This is a genomic window from Antarcticimicrobium sediminis, from assembly GCF_004348975.1.
Lineage (GTDB): Bacteria > Pseudomonadota > Alphaproteobacteria > Rhodobacterales > Rhodobacteraceae > Antarcticimicrobium > Antarcticimicrobium sediminis.
In genome coordinates this window covers 1-1,568 of record NZ_SMFP01000055.1, presented here as the reverse complement: position 1 = coordinate 1,568, position 1,568 = coordinate 1, and the positions used below count along the sequence as shown (strand labels likewise).

Genomic DNA, 1,568 nt, shown 5'->3' with positions numbered 1-1,568 from the left:
GTTGCCGATGGCGTTGCACTTTTCACGGCGGGATTTTCTACCCGCAGGTCTCAAGGCCGATCAGATCGAACTTGTCGAAAACACGATCCGGATCCATTCACATTCCGCCAAAACTGCGGCGGCCTGTCCGCACTGCGGCACGATTTCACGTCATGTCCACAGCAGGTATCGGCGTCGTCCGGCTGATCTGCCTGCTCATGGCCGGGCTGTGGAATTGGTCTTGCTGGTTCGTCGCTTTCGGTGCCGCGCCATGAATTGCTCTGCGAAGATATTCGCGGAGCGGTTTCCGCCTGCCGTGACCCGGCCGTATGCGCGGCGCACCTCCCGTCTGCAAGGGCTGGTCCGGCACCTTGGCTTGGCACTGGGCGGACGTCCAGCACAGGCACTTGCTGCACGGCTCCAGCTGCCGGTCAGCAAGGATACCTTTCTGCGCAGCATTCGAAGCACGGCGGAGGCTCCCAGCAGCGAACTCCGCGTCATCGGCATCGATGATTGGGCATGGCGCAAAGGTCAGCGGTACGGCACGTTGATCTGCGATCTGGAGCGGCGCCGGGTCATCGATCTTCTTCCGGACCGGGAGCCTGCTACGGTCGAGGCGTGGCTGCGGGCCCGCCCAGGGATCGAGGTCGTCGCCCGCGACCGCAACGGGGGCTATGGTAGTGCGGTCTCAAGGGCTTTGCCGAAGGCGGTTCAGGTCGCCGACCGCTGGCACCTGTTGGAGAATGTGAGCGCGGCCTTCCTGTCCGCAGTACAGCGGAACATGCCTGCCATCCGAAAGGCGACCGGGGCGAATACCCTCGATCCGAAGCTGCTGACGGCGGCGGAAAGGCTGCAATACGAGGGCTTCCTGCGTCGCCAGCAGACCAATCGAATGGTTCGCCAGATGGCCGATGACGGCACTCCCATCAAACGCATCGTTCGCCTGACCGGGCTGAGCCGCGGTTTGGTTCGCCAAATCGTTCGCGGGGAGCGTGAGGACGTTTTCCGAATCCGCGAGAGCAGTCTCACCCCTTGGCTACTGCGGTTGGAACGGGAATGGGCCGGCGGCTGCCGGAATGGCGCAGAACTTTGGCGCAGGCTGCGCGCCGACGGCTTCCAGGGCAGCCTTCGCGTCGTCGGAGAATGGACAACACGCCAGCGCCGAGCCGAGCAAGCAGTGCCGCCGGGAACTGGAAAGTCTCCCTCCGCGCGCAGGATTGCGCGCCTCCTGACCATAGGCAGAGACCACCTGAACAAGGCCGACGCAATCCAGGTTGCAAGGATCGAGGCCGCGCTGCCAGCGCTCGCCGCTGCCCGAAGGCTAACCGACCGGTTCACGGACATGGTCCGGAATGCTCGTGAAGGCGCATTGGAAGGATGGCTGGAGGAAGCGGAGAGCGGGCTGCTCGGTGCCTTCGCCCGCGGGCTTCGGCGCGATCAAGCCGCAGTCGCCGCAGCCCTGCGGGAGCCGTGGTCAAACGGGCAAACCGAGGGCCAAATCAATCGTCTCAAGACCCTGAAACGTCAGATGTATGGCCGGGCGAACATCGACCTGCTCAGAGCCCGACTCGTTGCAGCGTCTTGATAGG

The 1,568-nt window shown here is 64.0% G+C and carries 1 protein-coding gene; it reads left to right on the top strand.

Annotation, left to right across the window (positions count from 1 at the left end; translation table 11 throughout):
* The first annotated feature begins 7 nt into the window (after nt 1-7).
* Nucleotides 8-1,564, top strand: a complete 1,557-nt coding sequence (locus tag E1B25_RS21965; RefSeq protein ID WP_132831685.1) for an ISL3 family transposase — start codon at nt 8-10, stop codon at nt 1,562-1,564.
* Nucleotides 1,565-1,568 lie beyond the last annotated feature (4 nt).

Coding starts and splice junctions, on each gene's coding strand:
- E1B25_RS21965 (WP_132831685.1), top strand. CDS start 8: ATGGCGTTGCACTTTTCACGGCGGGATTTTCTACCCGCAGGTCTCAAG.